Here is a 17493-nt window from a genome sequence, read left to right on the forward strand (position 1 = left end):
AGCGATATTGATAGCGATGTATGAGATTAGTCTTGAGATAATATAAGGTCGATGTCTGATAACTGATAATTGATCGCTGAATTTAACTTCTTAAAGAAACTTGGAACTGTTTAACTAAAGCTTCTCGCACTTTTGTCATTAAGGGTTCCACCTCTTCATCGGTTAAAGTTCGATCGCTGGCACGATAGACTAAACTAAAGGCCAAACTACAATGATTTTCTGGCACATTCTGTCCCTGATAGCGATCGAATAATTCGACTTTTTCTAAGAGATTACCTCCAGCATTTTTGATAGTTTTTGTCAATCTATCTACGGGTATATCTGTGGAAACAAAGAAGGCGATATCTCGTGCCGCTCCCGGATAGGTAGAATAGACCTGTAAACGCGGGGTAATTTTGGCACTATCGCTAAGAGTTGCTAACAGGATCGGGAACTGGATTTCAAAGGCATAAACTGCCTCAATTAATCCCTTTTGCTGACGCAATTGCGGGTGTAGTTGACCGAATATACCTAGGCGTTGTTTACCAATCCATAAAGATGCTGTTCGTCCGGGATGAAAACGCGCATCTTCGGCATATTTTTCGTAGCTTACTGTCAGCGAAAGGCGATCGAATACTGCTTCTAAAATGCCTTTTGCTTCGTACCAAGTCATGGCTACCTCTTTACCCGATCGCAGCCAACGTCCGGCCGGGAAGAAATCCCCACCGAAAATACCGGCAATTGCATCGTATTCGTTGATATTATCCGATTCTAAGCGGAAAACTCGCCCGATCTCGAAGCCATTTAAGGAACCGTTACCCTGAGACTGATTATACTCAAACGCTTCGATTAAACCGTCGAGGAGATTAGTCCGCAAAGCAGAATACTCGACAAAAAGGGGATTAGCGAGGACAACTTCCGCTAATTCCGGTTTAACTAGGGAATACTGGACTAATTCCGTCAAACCGACTGCTCGAAAAGCTTCCCGTACCCGACGCTGGATAGTTTCCTCAAAGGATAATCCTCCGGCTGCGGTTTTTGCTGGCAAAGTATCGACAAAGCGATCGTATCCGTACAGTCGCGCCACTTCTTCAATTAAGTCAATTTCTCGTTCTAAATCCCGATAACGGTAGTCTGGCACTGTCACGGTCCACAGAACAGGATTTTTCGAGGTTAACTGCAATTCACAGCCCAAATTGCCTAAAATCCGTTCCACATCTTCGGCGAGAATTTCACCGATCGCACCATTATCTAGGGTAACTTGACCCAGTATTTGCTGCAAACGTTGTAAACGCAATTCGATCGAACGACTGGACTGATCAGCGCGATCATCAGCTTTAACCTGACTGCTGACAGTTCCCCCAGCTAACTCTAGAATCAAATCGATCGCCCTTTGACAAGCATATTCCAAAGCGGCGGGATTAACACCGCGTTCATAGCGTCCGGAAGATTCGCTGCGTAAACCCTGCGCTTTTGAGGAACGACGGATGGCGATCGGATCGAATAAAGCCGACTCTAGCACAAGATTAACGGTTTCCTCGTTAACTTCCGTATCTTGACCTCCCATCACTCCCGCTAAAGCTACAGGCTTATTATTGGCAGTAATTAATAAATTAAGCTCTTTTAAGCTTCTTTCCTGACCATCAAGGGTAATAATTTTTTCCCCTTGCTCGGCAAAACGGACCCCAATAGTAACGGATTTACCTCCGGCAAAACTCTGTAAACGATCGCGATCGAAAGCGTGTAAGGGTTGTCCCCACTCCAAGAGGACATAATTAGTAATATCGACCACATTATTGATCGATCGCAGTCCGGCAGCCTGTAAACGCTGTTGCAACCATAGCGGAGATGGGCTAATTTTTACCCCCTCGATCACCGTACCAATATAAGCAGGACAAGCTTTATTTTCGGTTATTTCCAGAGATAAATCTTTTTTAGGGGAAAATTCCCCTAATTTCACTTTTGGTAGGCTTAATTCTCCTCCTGTCAAGGCCGCCACTTCTCGCGCGACTCCGATCATACTCAAAGCATCGGCGCGGTTAGCGGTGGGAGAAATATCTAAAATCACCTCATCGAGTCCTAAAAGGGGACGAACATCTGTACCTAAAGGGAGATTTTCCTGGCTAAAAATGTGGATTCCTTGAGAATCTTTAGTTAATCCTAATTCCGCGAGGGAACAGATCATCCCTTCCGATTTTACCCCCCGCAATTTAGCCGGTTTAATCGTTAAATTGATTTTGGGTAAATAGGTTCCCAAAGTAGCCACGGGAACTAGAATATCAGCCCTAGCATTGGGCGCGCCACAGACAATTGTACTAGGGTTTGACTGACCGATATCCACCTGACAGACACTTAATTTATCTGCGTTGGGATGAGGTTGGCGATCGATAATTTTACCAATAACCACACCCTTTGCCCATTCTCGGCGATCCTCAATGTCTTCTACCTCTATTCCCGCAATTGTCAATAATTCCGCTAATTCTTGGGGAGATTGGGCGACTTTGACTAATTCTCGTAACCAGTTGATCGAAATCCGCATCGTTAATTCTTGTTTGCCGTTGGTTCTTAACTATTGTAAACCGTGGGTAGTCAATGATTTAGGGTTGACAGCAGGAAAATGAACGATAATCTAAAATAAAGATGCACAAAGGCTCTATAATTAAGGTGTTTTATCGATAAAAATTGCCAATCATATCTTTACTCTAGCTATTTTAGTTATTATCGGCGAGATTGTGGGAGCCACTAAAAATGAATCGGCTTTTTGAAAGTTTACAAATCAGTGGTTATCGTGGTTTTGAACAAATAGAACTGTCTTCTCTAGGACAGGTGAACATTTTTGTCGGTAATAATAATTCTGGCAAAACTAGCATTCTCGAAGCTGTTTCAATTGTTTGTAATCCCCTCGATCCCTTTCAATGGCTAGAAGTTGCCCAACGTCGATTATACCTTGGTAGGATGTCTTTAATGCGACCGGATTTGGAAGCAATTAAATGGATTTTCTTTCGTCAGAATAATCTTGCTAGTAACGCATCCTATCAAGGACAAATTTCGATCAAGTGTACTGGAAATTCACCGATTAAAAATCTAGCAGCTAATCTCACCGATATTTACGGTGCGAGCAACGAAAAAGGCAACCCAGAAAAGTTCAATGATGATTCCACCGATTCGGAAACCGATCTGGTTATCAATGGGTTAGAATTAAGTGTTATCGCCCATATTTTAGAGCAAGGCAGTTTCCTTAGTATAGATAATGAACAAGTATTTCAGTTTTGGGAAAAAGAGCGTTTTATTCAAAGGAGACGACAAAAAATACTGGTGGAAAATGCCACCATATTTCCTGCTTATTTGTCCTCGGAACCAATTCTAGATAGACTATCCAAAATCATTCTAAAGGAAGAAAATAACAAAGATGACATCCTAGATTTAATTCGGTTATTTGACGAGGAAATCACCGACATACAAATACTTTCACCCAACAATAAACCAACTCTTTATATAGAACATAAACAGCTTGGTTTTGCTCCTCTCTATGTGTTTGGTGACGGATTTAAAAGAACCTTAGTTATGGTGCTTAGTTTGTTGACAATTACCGATGGGGTACTTCTAATTGATGAAATCGAGACATCTATTCATATTTCAGCCCTAAGTAGTGTATTTTCTTGGTTAATTAACACCTGTAATCAAAGAAGAATTCAACTTTTTGTAACTACCCATAGTTTAGAAGCAGTTGATGCCATGCTACAGTCAGAAAAGGCCATAGAAGACATGGTAGCTTTTCGGTTAAATTCTCCAAGGGAAAAACCTCAAAGATTTTCGGGCGATTTATTGCATAGATTGCGTTGGGAACGCGGGTTAGATGTGAGGTAGAGATGGTGAGATACTGCTATATTGTTGTCGAAAGTCCGCAGGATGTCGAATTCTTAATTGGTTTACTTAAATTTTATGGCTTAAAGCGAGTTAGGTTTTTATCTTCATTGGATAAATTTTGGGAAACACTTATCCCGAAAAATTATCCAGTAGATGATGATTTAACCAAACGAGTGCCAGTGCCATATTTTGTTCAGAATGAGCAATTATCAATCGCTGTACATAGTGCTATTGGCGATACACGCATAGCGCAAACCATCGAAGAAAGTCTCAAGTTTATTCAACCTTCACAGCTTTTTAGTGTGGGAATTTTTGCCGATGCTGATTACAGTGAAACACCTCAAGAAAGGTTCAATAAACTAATTACTAAGTTATCGGATATTGAGTTACCAAATTTCCTACCACCTTCTCAAATTGGTCAAGTTAACAATCATTCGCCTCGCTGTGGTATTTTCATCGCTCCTAACAATCGTGAGCAAGGAACTTTAGAAAATATTCTCCTTGAATGTGCTAGGATAAATTATTCTGATTTACTCAATCTTTCTCAAACCTACATAGAAAGTATTGACAGGAATCAGTTAACTAAAAATGATCTCGAAGATTTTAAAAAACCAGCAGGTGAAAAGAAAGCAATTATATCCAGTATAAGTAGTATATTAAGACCAGGTAAAGCCCTACAAGTTTCCCTACAGGATAATCGCTGGATAGACGAGCAAACCCTCCAATTAGAAAGCATCAAGCTTATTAAAAATTTCCTTGAGCAAATTATCGGACTTTGAGAACAATTGCCGAGTTCCTCTCGAAATTACCCTCATTTACCCAGAAATAAGCTATCCTAAAGATTGCCATCCCGTTGCGATTCTATCCGTGCCTTACTATTCCCAATATCCCGACGCTTTTACTCCCAGTTATCTGAGCGAACTACAAGGACAGATCCTCGCTTGTCCCCACTTCACAGTTAACAATTTAAATCGAGATTTCGTTAAAACCAAAGGCTTTTCCATCGCTTTTCGACGCACACAAATCAGCGCAGTAGAACGAATTTTTCCCTATTTTAAACCCTATCTTGATCGCAGTTTACAAGCTGACTGCAACGCTTTTTATCTTAATCCCTTACTCCTACAAACCGGTTCACGCGTCGATCCCCATATCGATCGCTCTCTGCGCTCCTATTGTAAAACGATCGATCCTCCGCTCCTAGTTAGCGTCCTTTATGTGCAGGTTCCTAAAGATATTCAAGGGGGGGAACTGATACTAGCAACAGGCAATCGTTCCGTGGCCCAGATTCGTCCTTGTGCTAACACCTTGATCCTCTTTCAAGGAGATCTCACCCATTCAGTTAATCCCGTTAGCTGTTCTGGTATTCGTCTGAGTCTTGTCTGCGAACAATATCGTTTAGATGCCGAAGAATTGCGCGAGATTCCCGAAATACAAATAGAATCGCGAACCATGAAACCAGAAAAGAAAAAAAAGAAAGATCGGGTCGTTGCCCTACAATAAAAGGGCATTTTTGTAAAGATATTCTAGATGGTGATGCGCGAACCGATCGTCGAATTAAGGGGAATAACCAAAGCTTTCGGCAAGAAAGTGATCTTAAATAACGTCGATCTGAAAGTGTACGAAGGAGAAGCGATCGGTGTGATCGGTCCATCGGGGACGGGAAAATCGACGATTTTGCGCCTAGTCGCCGGATTACTGGCCCCTGATCGGGGAGAAGTGTACATATACGGCACAAAACGGCAGAGAACCGTAGAACAAGGGGAAGATCCCCTCGGTGTTGGTCTAGTTTTCCAACAATCAGCCCTTTTTGACTCCCTCACCGTCGGGGAAAATGTCGGTTTTGCTCTCTATCGCAACTCAAAGCTAAAACGAGCCGAAATCCGGGATTTAGTGGAAGAAAAACTGGATTTAGTGGGAATGTCCGGTTCCTACGACCTCTATCCAGCTGAAATATCCGGAGGGATGCGAAAACGCGTCAGTTTAGCCAGAGCAATTATCAGCGATCCCTCGATCGCCGCCGATCGACCGAACATTCTCCTTTACGATGAACCCACTGCCGGACTGGATCCCGTCGCTTCTACCCGCATCCAGACGGTAATTATGGAACTTCTCAAAGTCAAAAAAGCCTGTGGGGCCCATCTCATTGTCACCCACGTCCACAGCACCATCGAAAATACCACCGATCGCATCGTTTTTCTCTATAAAGGTCAATTTCAATGGGTTGGACCGACTCAAGAGGCTTATCACTCCGAAATCCCCGTACTCAAGCAATTTTTTACCGGCAGTATCCACGGACCAATTCAGTGATCAGTAAACAGTAAACAGTAATCAGTGAACTGATAACTCGCATCTGATCACTAATCACTGATCGCTGAAATCCCCCGATTTCTCCTGTAAGATACTTTTTAGAGATGAGGAGTAATTATTTATGGAAGCTGGCGGTTCACAACAGGGGATTTCCCCAACTCTGCGGCAAAGTGGTATCGGTTTAATGTTACTGGCATCGGGGGGAATATTAATCTGGTTTATCGCCTGGTTAAGTAATTTTAGCTTCGGGGGACGCAGTTATCGAGTCACCTTCCTTTTTCCTAATGTGGGTGGCATGATGGTGGGAACCCGCGTCGGTTATCGGGGAGTGAGAATCGGGCAAGTGACGGCAATTACCCCAGAACCCGAGGGAGTCGCCGTAGAAGTGGAGATTTCGCCCGCAGATCGCCTAATTCCCAGTAATTCCCTCATCGAAGCCATTCAATCCGGTTTAGTGGGTGAAACCACGATCGATATTACTCCCCTGCAAGCTTTACCCGTCGGTGGTGTTAAAGAACCCCCTTTGAGTCCTAACTGCAATGGGGAAGTGATTATCTGTAACGGTTCCCGTTTACAAGGGCAATCGGCGCTAAATGTCAATACCTTGATCAGATCTTTACTGAGAATTTCTAATCTAGTTAGTGATCCCGATATGGTGGCCGGATTTCGTTCCTTTACCCAACGCGCTGCCAATGCCTTGGGGGGACTCGATCGCTTTAGTGGTGAGGCAACCACCGCTTTAAGCGAGGTTCGTCGCAGCGGTACTCTAGGTAAACTTAATTCGGGGATGAGATCCCTAGAATCCTTACCCCAAGTATCCGGTTCCCTCGATCGCCTTTCTAGTGATCTTTCCGGTGTCGGGGGATTGAGTCAGGAAGCGACTACTTTACTGAGAAGTTTACAGGGAAGTGGCGGTCTGAAAAATTTAGACGCTACCCTAGTGGAGGCCCGAAAAACGCTGCTTTTGGTGGGCCAAACTACCGAAGAACTGCGGGTTTTTTTGGCAGCTAATCAAAATCGTTTAATTACCACTCTCGATAGTATCAAAACTACTAGCGATCGCCTACAAACTACTCTCGCTGCTTTGGATCCCATCCTGACGCAAGTGCAGAAAAGCCAAATTATTGAGAATTTAAACACTATTTCGGCAAATGCTGTTAAATTAAGCGAAAATTTGGGTAATTTTACCGCTTATCTCTCCGATCCTGCCACTGTTGTCACCCTACAGCAACTCCTCGACTCCTCTCGCGCTGCTTTTGCCAATCTTCAGAAAATCACCTCGGATGTGGATGAAATTACCGGTAATCCGCAACTGCGTCAGGAAATTATCCGCTTAATTCAAGGTTTAAGTCGTTTGGTTTCTTCTAGCGAACAACTACAGCAGGAATTCGCCCAAGGTCAAGCAATGACAAGAATGGCCGCCCAAATTGCGACAATAGCCCCAAATACCGCCGCTAATACCCCAGAAAAAGACGCTAAGAAACCTGAATCTGAGTAGCAGAATTTGGGGTAAGGGGTTAGGAAAAAAAGTCTGAGCATTTGTACTAAAATTTTCAAGACTCAGTTTAAATACACAACAGTTTGCCTAATTTTTTGTCATAGCTAAATGAGGAATTTCTTCACCATGTTGACGATAACTTTCTTTAACGCCTTCCCAAGCTAAAATTAATTGATTGAGTGCTGTTTGGGGGCTATCAGCAAAAGCGGAAACGCTAGGCATTTCTACTAAGTATGCTACCCAATCTCCCTCCTCATCTTGGAAGATATTAATGCTAAAACCGTTAAAATCCTCGGTTGTTCGATTCATTTTCTTCCTCCTGTATTTTTAAAAATTGTTTAACTTGATAAGCTTTCGCTTCACCGTTTTTTGTCGGTTGAATAGATATACGGACTCTCTTAGATGAATACCAAATGTGATGACTTCCTGTTTGATGGTCAAAAGTCCAACCGCAAAGATTAAGCAAACTCTCAAATTCGCTAAAACGTAATCCTTGAGGCGAGTTTTTGGCCTTTTCTAGCAGTTTTTCTTTTTTTCCCATCGATCGATCACAACGAACTCAATCTATTTTAGCTTAAAGAACGTAGGTTGGGTTGAAGCATGAAACCCAACGCCCGATTATGTTACGCTACCGCTAACCCATCCTACAAATAATTGTGCCTCCCTACTTAAAAGAGGGCGAATGCAATTCGCCCCTACAATATATTCAATTTAACCCACCTAGTTTAGATGGGTTAAAAAGATAAAAAGAGATTAAGATTGACGTTTTAAAGCAGAACCAATTCCTAATACTCCTAAACTCAATAATCCTAGCATTGATGAAGGTTCGGGAATAGAAGGAGAGGAAAGAGCTATCACTGAGACATTATCCAAAGCAGCTCCCGCATCTGAGTTGCCTAAACCGATAAACTCAAGGGTAGTGGTTGTACTGTTAGCGGTAAAATCCCAAGATTTTGATAGCCATCCCATATTTCAATTGCTTTTTCCTGTTATGTCGAAAGAAAAGTCAGCAGAATTTCCTCCTGCACTCACTCTCATCTCTTTAATAGTAGGATTTCCGTCTGGATTACCGGCCAGGTCAAAAGTAACCCGATAAGTCTCGCCGATGGTTGTGTTGAATGTTTGCTGAATTCCACCACTCGCAAGTCCCTGTAGATCAAGACTTCTAGCACCCTCAGAAGCTTGCCAAGCTGTACCTATATAATCGATTGTTCCTTGGCTAACCGTCCATCCTGTAATTACTGTGGAAACAGCATCAAGTTGTAGAAAAGAACCAAGGTTGACGGTAGCCGTCTCAAAACTGCCATTTTGAATCAAATTTGTCGCTTGTACAGGGGTGACTATCAAAGCACTAATCGCAAAGACAGAGGAAGCAATGGAGAGTTTTAATAAGCTATGCTTACCCCCCCCGAAAATCATTAGTTTTGCTAATCTTTGAGTCATTTTTGAAAATTCCATTCTTAGGAGAACAATCGGAAATGTAGCACAGAAAAGCTTAAAATAGATTAAGAAATAATTAAATTTTTGGCTCTCTTATTCTTTGTTTGATAAGTATTCGCTTGGTTTTCTTGGATATTGGGAGCAAAATGTTTATAGTTGTTACAAATTCTGGGAAGATGGGTTACGACGGATTGATCACCCATCCTTCGTTGTTAATACTTAGTGCCGTCTAACCCATCCTACAATGATTGATAAATTTTTTTTATCACCATAACCCCATGGGGGTATTCGGTTTTTCCCTTCAATCTAATTTAAGTCTATCTGAATATTTAACCCAACCCACCTACCCAGTCAGGTATGAGCTTTTGGATAGAGAGACTTGTGGCAAGATATAATTAAGGTATATTTCGGGGAATAAATTGGATTATGGAAGAACTTTTAGAATTAAAAGCTTTGCTCTTAAAAGGTGATATTAAAGGTTCACTGGCGATTGTAGAAGAACTTGAAGATATGAGCAAAAATGGGATTATTAGCACCATTCGTAGTTATGCTGTTATCTTATTACTTCATTTAATTAAACAACAGGCAGAAAAACGAACCACTCGTTCTTGGGATGTCTCCATTCGCAATAGTGTTAGAGAAATTCAACGCCAAAATAAACGCCGAAAAGCAGCAGGATATTATTTAAGTGATGAGGAATTAACAGACACTTTAAACGATGCTTATCTTAATGCTTTAGATGCGGCTTCTTTAGAAGTCGAAGCGGGTCGTTATCAATCGGAGCAAATTGAAGCTATAATTGACAAAAATAAACTGATTAGCGATGCTTTCCTTTTAATCAAAACCTTCTCTCCCTAGAAAGATTATGACAGACTCAATCTCTCAAGAACAAGCCCAAGAAATGTTACGTTGGTTAAACAAAAATCGTGACACTGTGCTTGATTTATATAAGAATAAATACATCGCTTATAATGAAAAAGGGGTGATTGCTCACGGTGAAAATTTACAGAATGTTCTGGAACAAGCCAACACAACCAATCAAGAATTTGTCATTTATCTTGTTCCTCGTTGTCGTTATTCTATTCAAATTTTACCCATTCAAGTTTAAAGTAGTTTAAGTTGATTTTGACAACGGCAAAATTCTATGAAAATAACCCTTTATCAACCGACGTTATCGTTATTATTGCTGCTGTTGCTATCCAGTGGTTGTGCAGTCAATCAGGAAAAAGAGAAAATCACCACTCCGCAAGCGTCTCCCCTAGCAGAAATCCTGCCTTGGCAGACGGTCGAACGGGTTACTATTTTAAAAGCCGATCAGGATCCCATCTATGCTTTGGCCATTAGTCCCGATAACTCCCTGCTGCTGAGTGGTAGTTTTGACGGTACTGTTAGGGAATGGGACCTAAAAACTCAAAAACCTCTCAGGACGTGGCAACTAGGTGATACCGTTAACGCTATCCAATTTAGTCCCGATGGTGAGAGTTTCGTAACTGCCGATGCGGGGGGAAAAGTGCAACGCTGGAATACGCGCACGGGAAAATTAGAAATGACCTATCCCGGCCATGCTTTTCTCGTTACTGATGCCGCTATTTCTCCCGATGGTAAAACCTTGGCCACGGGTAGCTGGGATCGTACAGTTAAACTCTGGGATTTTCAGACGGGGAAACTGTTAAAAATCCTGCGCGGCCATAATCATCCCATTCAAGCGATCGCATTTAGTCCCGATGGTGAAGGAATTGTTAGCGCCGATTACGATGGCTTCGTTAAACTCTGGAAAGTGAGTACCGGTCGCTTTATTCGTGCCTATGCGGGTAATTTATTCCCCGTTTATCGGGTGCTTTTTTCCAAGGATGGTAATACCGCCGGTACTGCTAGTCAAGACGGTTCGATCCGCGGTTGGCAAGTGAAAAGCGGCATCGGCACCACTACTATTCTCGCCCATAACGACGCTGTTACCGATATGGCCCTGCTCGATGGGGGCAAAGTTTTGGCCAGCACCTCCGGGGATGGAACCGTCAAATTTTGGGATGTTAATACCCGTCGGCACTTGAATACCCTGAAGGGAAACGTCATCTTAAGGATGGTTGCCAGTCAAGATGGTCGTTGGTTAGTCACTGGAGATCAAGACGGTGCGATCGCACTGTGGCGGGGAATCTAATTGACTATAATTAAGACTAGAGTGTTTTCTAGGGCGAAATATAGCCATGGCAGCAGTGATTTTAAACTTAGATACAGTCAATCTCAGCGATGAGCAGTTTTACCGTCTCTGTCAAGTTAACCCAGATTGGCAACTGGAAAGAAACGTTCAAGGAGAATTAATCGTGATGCCACCTGTTGGGGGAATTAGCGGCAACCGAGAGGCCGATTTTATTGGTTTACTTTGGTTGTGGAATCATCAAACCCGATTGGGTAAAGTCTTTAGTTCAGCGACGATTTTTCGTTTACCGAATGGCGGAGATCGCGCTCCCGATGCCGCTTGGGTGAGTTTAACCCGTTGGCAAGCTCTGAGTCGAGAAGAACAGGAGAAATTCCCGCCTATTTGCCCCGATTTCGTTATTGAACTGCGCTCCCGTAGCGATTCCCTCCCGGAAATTCAAGCTAAAATGCGGGAATATCTCCACAGTGGTTTGCGATTAGGTTGGCTAGTTAATCCTCAACAACAACAAGTGGAAATTTATCGTCCTCAGCAACCCGTAGAAATTATAGAACTCCCCGCTAATTTAAGCGGGGAGGATGTCTTACCCGGTTTTAGTCTATTTATCTCTATTTTTGAGTAAAATATCCTTAAAACCGAGGTATGATCAGACCTCTTGTAAAAATCAAAATAGGAGTCGGTCGTCAGTCGTCAGTAGTCAGTAGTCAGGAGAATTAAGAATCAATAATAATCAATTAAATGGTCTATTTACAGATTTTAGGCAATTTAATCCTTATTTTTGCCGTTTTTGACCCCTCTGAACCCGGAACTATGACTGCTATCGGTTGATCAGGTCTGGGTTTAGCTGGTGCCGCTACCCGTGGTAAACTGCCAGAAAAAGCCAAAACCAAAGTCTAACCCTTCGACTAAGCTCAGGGCGAGATTAGCGAAAATTTCGGTTTAACACTAAAACGGGCCCTGTCCGGTTGGGCGCATCTCAATTTTGAGGAACTATCTAGGGTTTGCTGAATAAATCTAAAAACCTTGTTGGATAATATCTTTAGGCCTTTTTGAAATCAAAAAGTGCCGGCCATTGGAGTTATCGGGGGGGAAATTCAAGGACTTTTTCCCTGAAAATTAGGTAATTGACCACCTAAAAATGGGTATAAACCCACACCCTACACCCTACTCCTAGGAAAAACTTTTTGCCGCAAACCCTATTTAACTATGACCACCGATACTGTCACCACTCCCTCGCCCAAAAAACTCTGGTTAGCAGCCATTAAACCACCAATGTATAGTGTGGCAATTATACCGATTATTCTGGGAACAGCGATCGCTTATCAGGAAACAGGTCTATTTTCTCCCCCGATTTTTGCCACTTTTATCCTCTCAGCTATTTTAATTCTCGCTTGGTTAAATCTCAGTAATGATGTTTTTGATGCCGATACCGGGATCGATGTCAATAAAGCCCATTCGATTGTTAATTTAACCGGTAACAAATCTTTGATTTTCTGGCTGAGTAATCTTTTTCTATTATTAGGCATCGCCGGTATTTTTGCCATTAGTTATGGGCGAGGCGATTGGATGCTCCTAGAATTAATCGCCCTCTGCTGTTTTTTGGGCTATACCTATCAAGGTCCTCCCTTCCGTCTCGGTTATCAAGGATTAGGTGAAATTATCTGTTTTTTTACTTTTGGACCCTTGGCGATTGCCGCTGCCTACTATTCCCAAGTCGGTGCTTTTTCTCTCTCTAGTCTAGCGGCTTCAATTATTATCGGGATTACCACTTCTATCATCCTTTTTTGTTCCCATTTCCATCAAGTCGCCGATGATCTCAAAGCAGGTAAAAAATCACCTATTGCCCGTTTGGGTACTTTAAAAGGTTCTAGAGTTTTAACCGTAGTGACGGTTCTCGTTTACGTTTTAACGGTAGTTTTTGTCCTGCTGCAAGTTTATCCCCCTCTCACTCTTTTAATCTTCCTTAGTCTCCCTTTCGCTTGGCAATTAGTCCGCCACGTTAACCAAAATCACGACCAACCTCAGCTAGTCAGTAACTGCAAGTTTATAGCGGTTAATCTTCACTTTTTTAGTGGCATTCTCTTCTCCCTTGGCTATTTCCTTGCTTCCCGTTCATAAACCGGATTTTTTTTCTTAAACCCCTTGACAAAACCCCGCCACTTGACATATACTTGTATTCATAATGGAAATCCGTGCCTGCCTGCGAACCCCTCATTTTTAGACAGGATAGACCGAAAAAAAATTAACCGACTTGAATCAGTTATCAGTTATCAGTTATCAGTTATCAGATTTGAGTTTTAAGTTCACTGTTTACTGATCACTGAAAACACTTCCTCATTCATAATTCATAATTCATAATTAATCGCCACAAATCAAGGTTAGCATGAGTGAACAACCCCTCGGATCGGTTATTCAAGGTTCCCTGAGTGAAGGTTTAGAAATCCGTCTTTATCCGGATATTTCCGTGGAAGATATGCGCGTCGGTAAGTTTTTGGTTGTGCAAGGCACTCGATCGCGTTTTTTCTGTCTCCTCACCGATGTCTCCCTGGGTAACTCCAGTCCCCGGATTATCGCGAATCCTCCCCATCCCGATGATAGTTTTATGCGCGATGTTTTGGCGGGTAGCGGTACTTATGGTACTATTGAACTATCACCTATGCTCATGTTTACTCCAACTGAAGGTAATTCCCCCGCAGTTTCCGACACTTCTTTAGGCTCTTTTCAACCCCAAACTAGCGCCGATTTAGAATTACTGCCAGTTAAAACTATTCCGTCTCATTTTAGCCAAGTTTATGAAGCTTGTGAGCAGGATTTTCGCATGGTTTTCGGTTGGGAAGATGACCCCACCAGAAAGAATTTTGCCATTGGTCAACCCCTTGACATGGACGTGCCAATATGTATTAATCTCGATCGCTTTGTGGAACGTAGTAACGGTGTTTTTGGCAAATCGGGGACAGGAAAATCCTTTTTAACCAGATTACTAATTTCGGGCATTATTCGCAAACAAGCAGGGGTTAACCTCATGTTTGATATGCACTCGGAATACGGTTGGGAAGCGATGAAAGAAGGGAAGGATGTTTCTACGGTGAAAGGATTATCTCAATTATTCCCCGGACAGGTGGAAATTTATACCCTCGATCCCGATTCTACCAAACGCCGGGGAGTACGAGGAGCGCAGGAATTATTCTTAAGTTATAATCAGATTGAAATCGAGGATATTCGTTTAATCGGTCGGGAATTAGGCATCTCGGAAGCTAGTTTAGATAATGCCAATATTCTCTATAACGAGTATGGAGAATCTTGGATCGTTCAGTTATTAAATATGAGTAACGAGGACATTAAAATCTTCTGTACAGAAAAACAGGGCCATGCGGGATCAATTATGTCCCTCCAGAGAAAATTAATGCGTCTAGATAGTTTGAAATATTTAAAAACTGTTTGTCCCCACAATTATATCGATCAGGTTTTACAAGCTTTAGATGCAGGTAAGCACGTTGTCATTGAATTTGGCTCCCAAAGTAATATGCTTTCCTATATGTTAGCCACCAATATGATCACCCGTCGGATTCATGCTAATTATGTTAAAAAAGCTGAATATTTTTTACAAACCAAAAACCCCGTTGATCGGCCGCAACAGTTAGTGATTACCATTGAAGAAGCTCATCGATTTCTCGATTCTGCCGTGGTACATCAAACTATTTTTGGAACCATCGCCAGAGAGATGCGAAAATACTTTGTTACTCTCTTAATTGTTGACCAAAGACCTTCAGGAATTGATAACGAAGTCATGTCTCAGGTAGGGACAAGAATCACCTGTTTATTAAACGATGAAAAGGACATAGAAGCCATATTTACAGGGGTTTCTGGGGGGGGGAGTTTGCGTTCGGTTTTAGCGAAATTAGACTCAAAACAACAAGCTTTAGTTTTAGGTCATGCGGTCCCTATGCCGGTAGTAATTCGTACTCGCGCCTACGATCAAAAATTCTATGCTGAAATAGGTGCGACCGACTGGCGAGAATTACCCGATGAGGAAGTATTAGCGGCAGCCAAAATTGCTAAAGCCGATCTAGGATTTTAGAAAAATTAATTTTTGATTGTAGAATAGAGTTGGATTGTTTTTACTGTTTACCTCCCATGACCGCTCAAATACCGATCTCGAAGATCAGCTTATACGATCGAGATTTTCAGCTATGGATCGAGACAACCGTTAACCAATTACGACAGGAGGATTTTGCCTCGGTTGACTGGACTAATCTGATCGAGGAATTAGCAAGTATGGGAAAAAATAATCGACACGCTCTCAAAAGTTTGTTAATTCAATTATTAGCGCATCTGCTCAAGTTAGTTTATTGGCAGACGGAAAGAGAGTATAATGCGAATAAATGGGAAGCGGCAATTATTAATTTCCGAGTTCAAATTGCCGATCTGCTGGAAGACAGTCCTAGTTTAAAACCTTATCTCCTCGAAATTTTCGATTCTTGTTATGGAAAAGCTAGGCAAATAGTCTCGAAATTGAGCAAGCAAGAAATTCCTATAGAAGTCATTATTACCCCAGCAGAAACCCTGGATGAAAACTGGTTTCCCTAACTATGCAACAAGGTGATTTAATCGAGATCGAGATTACCGACCTCAACCATACGGGCGAAGGTGTGGGAAAATACCGAGGACAGGTGATTTTTGTGCCGGATACGGTCATTGGCGATCGCATTCAAACTCGCATCACCTATATCAAAAAAAGTCATGCGATCGGCAAACTACAAACTATTTTACAGGCTTCTCCCCATCGTATCCGTCCCCGCTGCATTGTCGCCGATAAATGTGGTGGCTGTCAATGGCAACACATCGAGGATCAATTTCAGCGCCTGGTCAAAAAAGAGCAAGTACAAGAGGTATTAACCAGAATTGGCGGTTTTACCGAGCCTTTGGTTTATCCTCCCCTCACCGGTAATTCTCCCCTCGCTTATCGCAATAAAGCTACCTATCCCCTCGGATTTTCCACCACCGGCAATGTGCAAGCGGGTTATTATCGTCGCAGCAGCCATCATCTGATTAATCTCAATCAATGTCCGATTCAAGATCAGGCTTTAAATCCGTTTCTAGCAGAGATAAAACAGGACATTCAGGAGCAAGGCTGGTCAATTTACGATGAAAAGACCCATCAAGGACAATTACGCCATTTATCCCTAAGAATTGGCCGCCACACGGGAGAAATTTTATTAACCCTGATTAGTACCGATAATAATTTACAGGGAATTGAGGCACAGGCGCAGCAATGGCTGGCAAAATACGGCTATTTAGTCGGTGTAACCGTCAATTATAACCCCGATCGAGGTAATGCTATTTTTGGCAGTCAGACCACAACTATCGCCGGAAGGGACTATATTACCGAAAAGTTCGCCGGATTAACCTATCAATTGGCTGCCGATACCTTTTTTCAGGTTAATACAGAGGCTGCTGAAGCCTTATTTGCGGTTATTTGTCAGAAATTAGACCTTAAAGGTGAAGAAATTCTTATTGATGCCTACTGTGGCATCGGTACTTTTACTTTACCCCTCGCTAAACGGGTTAAAGAGGTGATTGGACTAGAATCCTATAGCTTTTCCCTCGATCGAGCCAAGATTAACGCCCAATTAAATAATATTACCAACACAACTTTTATTTTGGGGGCAGTAGAAAAAACTTTACCGCAACTGACAGTTAAACCCGACATTATTCTACTCGATCCGCCCCGCAAAGGTTGCGATCGATCTGTCCTCGATAGTCTGTTACAGCTGCAAAGTCAACGCATTGTTTATATCAGTTGTCAAAGTGCAACTTTAGCCAGAGACTTGCAATATCTCTGTCAAACAGGCGATTATCAACTACTAGAAGTGCAAACCGCCGATTTCTTTCCCCAAACTCCCCACGTCGAATGCGCTGCTTTTCTTAGACAAAAAACAGCGAATATGGTAGGATGAAATAAGGGGAAAAACCCGATCCTTTAGCCGTTTATGGCTGAAAAGTCAATGGTTAAGGATAATAGCATATTAAGCCCCGTTCCAGTCAACTACTTTTTTGATTAACTACTCGCTCAAAGCTGCCTTGATTCTCGATTGGTGTGTAGATCAATCATCGAAAATTTTGGGTCTGAAACCCCGTCGTTCTACGACGGCTTTACCGTTAAATACTAGCGCATTTACCAAATATATGCTAAAATGTGAGACATGGAAAAAGCCTACTCGTTTCGATTTTACCCCACACCCGAACA

19 protein-coding genes are annotated in these 17493 nt (G+C 42.3%); 14 read left to right on the forward strand and 5 right to left on the reverse strand.

Features of this window, described 5'->3' with window-relative positions:
* Positions 1 to 82: 82 nt before the first annotated feature.
* Positions 83 to 2518 carry a phenylalanine--tRNA ligase subunit beta gene (gene pheT / locus IM322_RS05790; protein WP_287675306.1) on the reverse strand — a complete coding sequence of 812 codons (2436 nt, stop codon included), beginning with the start codon at positions 2516 to 2518 and terminating at the stop codon, positions 83 to 85.
* Positions 2519 to 2727: 209 nt separating this feature from the next.
* On the opposite strand from pheT, the gene IM322_RS05795 reads away from it, so the two are divergent.
* From IM322_RS05795 to IM322_RS05815, 5 genes are all read left to right on the forward strand, one after another.
* A complete protein-coding gene (locus IM322_RS05795; RefSeq protein WP_287675308.1) occupies positions 2728 to 3846 on the forward strand; it encodes an AAA family ATPase in 1119 nt (372 codons plus the stop codon).
* Between the two features lie 2 nt (positions 3847 to 3848).
* Complete coding sequence (locus IM322_RS05800) at positions 3849 to 4625, forward strand: DUF3226 domain-containing protein (protein ID WP_287754645.1); 777 nt, start codon at positions 3849 to 3851, stop codon at positions 4623 to 4625.
* 88 nt (positions 4626 to 4713) lie between these two features.
* A complete protein-coding gene (locus tag IM322_RS05805; RefSeq protein WP_287675332.1) occupies positions 4714 to 5346 on the forward strand; it encodes a 2OG-Fe(II) oxygenase in 633 nt (210 codons plus the stop codon).
* Positions 5347 to 5373: 27 nt separating this feature from the next.
* On the forward strand, positions 5374 to 6153 hold the full coding sequence (locus IM322_RS05810; RefSeq protein ID WP_287675311.1) for an ABC transporter ATP-binding protein: 780 nt from the start codon (positions 5374 to 5376) through the stop codon (positions 6151 to 6153).
* Positions 6154 to 6274: 121 nt separating this feature from the next.
* Positions 6275 to 7651: an MlaD family protein gene (locus IM322_RS05815; RefSeq protein ID WP_287675313.1), complete on the forward strand. Its 1377-nt coding sequence runs from the start codon at positions 6275 to 6277 to the stop codon at positions 7649 to 7651.
* Positions 7652 to 7738: 87 nt separating this feature from the next.
* Here IM322_RS05815 and IM322_RS05820 read toward each other — a convergent pair whose 3' ends face one another.
* The 4 genes from IM322_RS05820 to IM322_RS05835 form a co-directional block, all read right to left on the reverse strand.
* Positions 7739 to 7960 carry a type II toxin-antitoxin system HicB family antitoxin gene (locus IM322_RS05820; RefSeq protein ID WP_024968851.1) on the reverse strand — a complete coding sequence of 74 codons (222 nt, stop codon included), beginning with the start codon at positions 7958 to 7960 and terminating at the stop codon, positions 7739 to 7741.
* Positions 7935 to 8192 carry a type II toxin-antitoxin system HicA family toxin gene (locus IM322_RS05825; protein ID WP_024968852.1) on the reverse strand — a complete coding sequence of 86 codons (258 nt, stop codon included), beginning with the start codon at positions 8190 to 8192 and terminating at the stop codon, positions 7935 to 7937. Before IM322_RS05825 ends, IM322_RS05820 begins: the two co-directional genes overlap by 26 nt.
* Positions 8193 to 8404: 212 nt before the next feature.
* On the reverse strand, positions 8405 to 8620 hold the full coding sequence (locus tag IM322_RS05830) for a PEP-CTERM sorting domain-containing protein (protein WP_287675316.1): 216 nt from the start codon (positions 8618 to 8620) through the stop codon (positions 8405 to 8407).
* 3 nt (positions 8621 to 8623) lie between these two features.
* On the reverse strand, positions 8624 to 9109 hold the full coding sequence (locus tag IM322_RS05835; protein ID WP_287713138.1) for a choice-of-anchor C family protein: 486 nt from the start codon (positions 9107 to 9109) through the stop codon (positions 8624 to 8626).
* A 408-nt stretch (positions 9110 to 9517) separates the two neighbouring features.
* Here IM322_RS05835 and IM322_RS05840 point away from each other — a divergent pair, with 408 nt between their 5' ends.
* From IM322_RS05840 to IM322_RS23655, 9 genes are all read left to right on the forward strand, one after another.
* Positions 9518 to 9949, forward strand: a complete 432-nt coding sequence (locus tag IM322_RS05840) for a DUF29 family protein (RefSeq protein WP_287675320.1) — start codon at positions 9518 to 9520, stop codon at positions 9947 to 9949.
* Positions 9950 to 9956: 7 nt separating this feature from the next.
* Complete coding sequence (locus IM322_RS05845) at positions 9957 to 10199, forward strand: DUF5678 domain-containing protein (protein ID WP_286823795.1); 243 nt, start codon at positions 9957 to 9959, stop codon at positions 10197 to 10199.
* A 36-nt stretch (positions 10200 to 10235) separates the two neighbouring features.
* Positions 10236 to 11249 (forward strand): WD40 repeat domain-containing protein, encoded by a 1014-nt coding sequence (locus IM322_RS05850; protein WP_287675322.1) that lies wholly within the window; start codon positions 10236 to 10238, stop codon positions 11247 to 11249.
* Between the two features lie 46 nt (positions 11250 to 11295).
* The gene (locus tag IM322_RS05855; protein WP_286823797.1) at positions 11296 to 11868 is read left to right on the forward strand and encodes a Uma2 family endonuclease; all 573 of its coding nucleotides are present in this window, start codon (positions 11296 to 11298) and stop codon (positions 11866 to 11868) included.
* 584 nt (positions 11869 to 12452) lie between these two features.
* A complete protein-coding gene (menA, locus tag IM322_RS05860) occupies positions 12453 to 13364 on the forward strand; it encodes a 2-carboxy-1,4-naphthoquinone phytyltransferase (protein WP_287675325.1) in 912 nt (303 codons plus the stop codon).
* A 265-nt stretch (positions 13365 to 13629) separates the two neighbouring features.
* Entirely contained in the window at positions 13630 to 15324 is a 1695-nt protein-coding gene (locus IM322_RS05865) for a helicase HerA domain-containing protein (RefSeq protein ID WP_287675327.1), read from the forward strand.
* Between the two features lie 56 nt (positions 15325 to 15380).
* Positions 15381 to 15833 (forward strand): DUF29 domain-containing protein, encoded by a 453-nt coding sequence (locus IM322_RS05870; RefSeq protein WP_286823801.1) that lies wholly within the window; start codon positions 15381 to 15383, stop codon positions 15831 to 15833.
* Positions 15834 to 15835: 2 nt separating this feature from the next.
* On the forward strand, positions 15836 to 17203 hold the full coding sequence (rlmD, locus tag IM322_RS05875; RefSeq protein WP_287675328.1) for a 23S rRNA (uracil(1939)-C(5))-methyltransferase RlmD: 1368 nt from the start codon (positions 15836 to 15838) through the stop codon (positions 17201 to 17203).
* Positions 17204 to 17300: 97 nt separating this feature from the next.
* Positions 17301 to 17493: hypothetical protein (locus tag IM322_RS23655; RefSeq protein WP_287675330.1), on the forward strand; the 193-nt coding region annotated here is incomplete at its 3' end.

This window comes from Microcystis sp. M109S1 (assembly GCF_020247025.1).
Classification (GTDB): domain Bacteria; phylum Cyanobacteriota; class Cyanobacteriia; order Cyanobacteriales; family Microcystaceae; genus Microcystis.

What these genes read in the sequence shown, in the direction of transcription:
- pheT (WP_287675306.1), bottom strand. Translation starts at nt 2,518, where the DNA reads ATGCGGATTTCGATCAACTGGTTACGAGAATTAGTCAAAGTCGCCCAA.
- IM322_RS05795 (WP_287675308.1), top strand. Translation starts at nt 2,728, where the DNA reads ATGAATCGGCTTTTTGAAAGTTTACAAATCAGTGGTTATCGTGGTTTT.
- IM322_RS05800 (WP_287754645.1), top strand. Translation starts at nt 3,849, where the DNA reads ATGGTGAGATACTGCTATATTGTTGTCGAAAGTCCGCAGGATGTCGAA.
- IM322_RS05810 (WP_287675311.1), top strand. Translation starts at nt 5,374, where the DNA reads ATGGTGATGCGCGAACCGATCGTCGAATTAAGGGGAATAACCAAAGCT.
- IM322_RS05815 (WP_287675313.1), top strand. Translation starts at nt 6,275, where the DNA reads ATGGAAGCTGGCGGTTCACAACAGGGGATTTCCCCAACTCTGCGGCAA.
- IM322_RS05820 (WP_024968851.1), bottom strand. Translation starts at nt 7,960, where the DNA reads ATGAATCGAACAACCGAGGATTTTAACGGTTTTAGCATTAATATCTTC.
- IM322_RS05825 (WP_024968852.1), bottom strand. Translation starts at nt 8,192, where the DNA reads ATGGGAAAAAAAGAAAAACTGCTAGAAAAGGCCAAAAACTCGCCTCAA.
- IM322_RS05830 (WP_287675316.1), bottom strand. Translation starts at nt 8,620, where the DNA reads ATGGGATGGCTATCAAAATCTTGGGATTTTACCGCTAACAGTACAACC.
- IM322_RS05835 (WP_287713138.1), bottom strand. Translation starts at nt 9,109, where the DNA reads ATGGAATTTTCAAAAATGACTCAAAGATTAGCAAAACTAATGATTTTC.
- IM322_RS05840 (WP_287675320.1), top strand. Translation starts at nt 9,518, where the DNA reads ATGGAAGAACTTTTAGAATTAAAAGCTTTGCTCTTAAAAGGTGATATT.
- IM322_RS05845 (WP_286823795.1), top strand. Translation starts at nt 9,957, where the DNA reads ATGACAGACTCAATCTCTCAAGAACAAGCCCAAGAAATGTTACGTTGG.
- IM322_RS05850 (WP_287675322.1), top strand. Translation starts at nt 10,236, where the DNA reads ATGAAAATAACCCTTTATCAACCGACGTTATCGTTATTATTGCTGCTG.
- IM322_RS05855 (WP_286823797.1), top strand. Translation starts at nt 11,296, where the DNA reads ATGGCAGCAGTGATTTTAAACTTAGATACAGTCAATCTCAGCGATGAG.
- menA (WP_287675325.1), top strand. Translation starts at nt 12,453, where the DNA reads ATGACCACCGATACTGTCACCACTCCCTCGCCCAAAAAACTCTGGTTA.
- IM322_RS05865 (WP_287675327.1), top strand. Translation starts at nt 13,630, where the DNA reads ATGAGTGAACAACCCCTCGGATCGGTTATTCAAGGTTCCCTGAGTGAA.
- IM322_RS05870 (WP_286823801.1), top strand. Translation starts at nt 15,381, where the DNA reads ATGACCGCTCAAATACCGATCTCGAAGATCAGCTTATACGATCGAGAT.
- rlmD (WP_287675328.1), top strand. Translation starts at nt 15,836, where the DNA reads ATGCAACAAGGTGATTTAATCGAGATCGAGATTACCGACCTCAACCAT.